Genomic DNA, 3,077 nt, shown 5'->3' on the forward strand with positions numbered 1-3,077 from the left:
GGTCATGGCCGCTCCCCCTCGGCGGCGGGGAGGTTCGCGCCACCAGGGACGGAGCGTGGCCACGGTACGGGGGTGAGCTGGTCGGGCCAATGGCGGCGCCTGCGGTCGCGGTAGGGCAGCGGGGCGGCGCTGAGGGTGTCTTTCGACCCCCAGTGGAGTTGGAAGAACACGCCCGGCCCGCGCCCGGAGTCGAAGGGACCCCAGATGTCGGCGAGGGTGGCGGTCAATAGCAGGCCGCGCCCGTGCTCGGCTGCGGGGTCAGGGACGATGAGTTCGGCGGGGAAGGGTGTACCGCCCTCGTCGCCGACCTCCACGCGCAGCCCCTCGTGGAAGAAGTGGGCCCGAACGTGAAACACCCCGCCCTCGGCGCCACTGGCGGTGTGCCGGATCGCGCTGGTCGCCAGTTCGGAGAGCAGTAGCAGGGCGCTGCCGGCGGGCTCGTCCGGAACGCGGGCCATAGCCAGCCGGGTGGCCAGCCAGTCCCGCGCGGCCCGGACGTTCTGCGGAACCCCGAGAAACCGGTAGGAACACCGTCGTAACGGGGCGCGAGGCGGGGGTTCGGGTACGGGGTCGATACGGTTGGACATGAGTCCTCACCTGCCTGATTCAGGTCGGGGGCTAAGGCCCTGGCCGGTGTTCCAGCACCGGCCAGGGCCGCTTTTGTGTCCAGGAGGAGACGCTCCCGAAGAGTGACGGAATCAACACGTCCCCCGGATTGGGTTCATAGTCCATCACATATGATCCATATGCAAGGTCCATTTCGAACATTGCTGATGGAGTATGCGTCCAGTTGTCGCTAGGCTGCCGGGCATGAGGAGTCCTACGGTGGGCCGCTGGCAACTTGCCCACGAACTGGCCAGCCTGCGAGGCGACAGACCTCGGGATCACATCGCGAAAGCCATAGACGTAGCGCCGAGCAGCATCACGCGCTGGGAGGATCCGAGCGGAGCCATCCCGCGCCGGCGAGACCTTCAAGCACTGCTGGATTTCTTCGGAGTGGCCGGGGAGGATGCCCGCAGGTTCATGGACCTGCGCGAGCAGGCGCGCGAATCAGGATGGTGGCAGCGCTACGGAATCAAAGGGGGCTACGGCACCTACATCGGCCTGGAGAGCGCCGCCCGCAAGATCCAGCGCTACGACGCCGTCCACATCCCTGGGCTCTTCCAGGCGGAGGAGTACCAAAGGGCGCTCATGGCTGGAAGCATGCCCGAGGCGGGTAAAGAGGAGATCGAGAGCCGGGTCCAGGTCCGCATGGAGCGGCAACGGGTCTGGGCAGAGAACCGGCCCCAGACATGGGCCATTATCGACGAGGCAGCAATTCACCGCGTTGTGGGCGGAGTCGAAGTGATGCGGAAGCAACTCGAACATGTCGTATCACTCATGGAAGAACCACATGTCACGGTGCAGTTGCTGCCCTACGAGGTGGGGGCGCACGCCGCGATGGAAACTGGCCCCTTCACCGTGCTCGATGTGGGGCGCGCTCAGTGTCGTTCACGTGGAGCAACACAAGAGCGTGCTGTTCCGGGACGACCCTCACGAGGTGGACGAACACGTTCACGTGCTCGATAAACTACGCAAGGAAGCCCACGGTGACACAAAAACCGTGACCGGCCTGCGTAGCGCACTGAGGTGAGACTTGAACGCCGAGTGGTCCAAGAGCAGCTATTCGAAGGCAAGCGGTGAATGCGTCGAGGCTGCTCAACTTGGTCCCGAAATTTATGCCCTCCGCGACTCCAAGCACCCCCATCAGGGCCACCTTTCCTTCCCTACCTCCTCCTGGCGGGCCTTCATCTCCTCCGTCAAAGCCGAAGAGTTGTGAGCGCGCCGCCAATCTTGACGGTCAAGGGGCCGAACCCGCAGGCGAGGCCCCACGGGCGTCAAGGTCGGCGGGGAATTGATTCCGCCTCCCCTTGTCGTGACCGGACGGGGATAACCAGTGACAGCCCGCTTGTCGGTAGGGCCCTGGGGTGAAAGGGTGAGCACCGCCGGTAGGCAGCGTGATTGGGAGGTCGCCGTGGCGCGTGCCTGGGAAGCGGACCACGAGGCGCGGTTCCTTCGTCGGTTGGGAAAGACCGCCGCCGAGCTCGGAGACAGCAAGTCCACTCAGGACTGCCCCGACATCTGGCAATTGGACAGCGGCGATATCACGGTTATCGGACGCGACCTCACCGATGCTTTCGCGGATCGGCTGCCGCCCGACGTGCGGGTCGGCGCCGATGAGCGGTTGGTCGTCATCCCGGGCGACATGCTCAGCGCGGCCAAACCGGACATCCCCGATGCTTGAGCGGATCGCCGAGGCTCCGGGCAGCGAGTTGGAACGCTCCGCCTACCACGAGGACTTCGCCGCTGAGTTCGCCACGCTCACCGGGGTCCTCTGGAAGCTGGAGCGCGGCCAGACCTACCGGGAGCCCGGTGATGCGAGCTGGGAGGCGTTCATCGCGGGCGACTGGCAGCGTTCCCTCGTTCTCAACGACCAGGAGCGCGAGGGGGCCCGTTCCGAGGCGCGGTCCCTCCGCGAGCAGGGGGTGGAGATCCGGCGGCTGCGGATCGTCGAGAAACCGGTCACGCCCTATGTGCAGTGGGAGATGCAGTTCTTTCGCATCCTGGCCGAGGAAGGCTTTCCGCTGCGGATTGTGGAGGCCGACCAGGTCGCCGAGTACGAGCGGGACCGGCCACTGCCGGACCTGGTGCTCCTCGGTGACCAAGTGCTGTATCACGTGCTCTAAGCACCCGATGGCACGCCCAATGGCGCGCGGCGCATCGACGATCCCGAGAGTATCGGCGGCGCACGGCGCGCGATAGCGCGGCTCTACGACGCGGCGGAGCCCGTACTGGAGTACTACCACCGGGAGATCGCCCCGCTGCCGGCGCCGGCCGTCACCCCCTGAACCAGGGGGATCGGCGACGTGCGTGGCAGCCGGGGCGTGCGCCGCACATCCCTGGCCATCGTCCTCGTTCTGCTCGTGGTGGCAGCCGTCTCCCTGGTCGGGAACCCCCACTGATCTCGACGAAATCGTTCCCTCAACGCGCTCGGAAGGAACAACCCCGTCAAGATCGGCGGAAGGTGGCTTAGAGCT

4 protein-coding genes and 1 pseudogene are annotated in these 3,077 nt (G+C 66.1%); 4 read left to right on the plus strand and 1 reads right to left on the minus strand.

What is annotated here, in order from left to right:
- Positions 1-2: 2 nt before the first annotated feature.
- The gene (locus tag VS93_RS26090; protein WP_052746017.1) at positions 3-587 is read right to left on the minus strand and encodes an ATP-binding protein; all 585 of its coding nucleotides are present in this window, start codon (positions 585-587) and stop codon (positions 3-5) included.
- A gap of 436 nt (positions 588-1,023) precedes the next feature.
- Between VS93_RS26090 and VS93_RS26095 the strand changes: the two are divergent.
- The 4 genes and pseudogenes from VS93_RS26095 to VS93_RS26105 all read left to right on the plus strand — a co-directional run bounded on the left by VS93_RS26095 (position 1,024) and on the right by VS93_RS26105 (position 2,726).
- A pseudogene (locus VS93_RS26095) lies at positions 1,024-1,633 on the plus strand (DUF5753 domain-containing protein).
- Positions 1,634-1,636: 3 nt separating this feature from the next.
- On the plus strand, positions 1,637-1,819 hold the full coding sequence (locus VS93_RS28760) for a DUF397 domain-containing protein (RefSeq protein ID WP_082127218.1): 183 nt from the start codon (positions 1,637-1,639) through the stop codon (positions 1,817-1,819).
- 156 nt (positions 1,820-1,975) lie between these two features.
- A complete protein-coding gene (locus VS93_RS26100; RefSeq protein ID WP_338022807.1) occupies positions 1,976-2,284 on the plus strand; it encodes a hypothetical protein in 309 nt (102 codons plus the stop codon).
- Positions 2,277-2,726 (plus strand): DUF6879 family protein, encoded by a 450-nt coding sequence (locus VS93_RS26105; RefSeq protein WP_052746018.1) that lies wholly within the window; start codon positions 2,277-2,279, stop codon positions 2,724-2,726. Before VS93_RS26100 ends, VS93_RS26105 begins: the two co-directional genes overlap by 8 nt.
- Positions 2,727-3,077: the final 351 nt, after the last annotated feature.

This window comes from Allosalinactinospora lopnorensis (genome assembly GCF_000981225.1).
Taxonomy (GTDB): domain Bacteria; phylum Actinomycetota; class Actinomycetes; order Streptosporangiales; family Streptosporangiaceae; genus Allosalinactinospora; species Allosalinactinospora lopnorensis.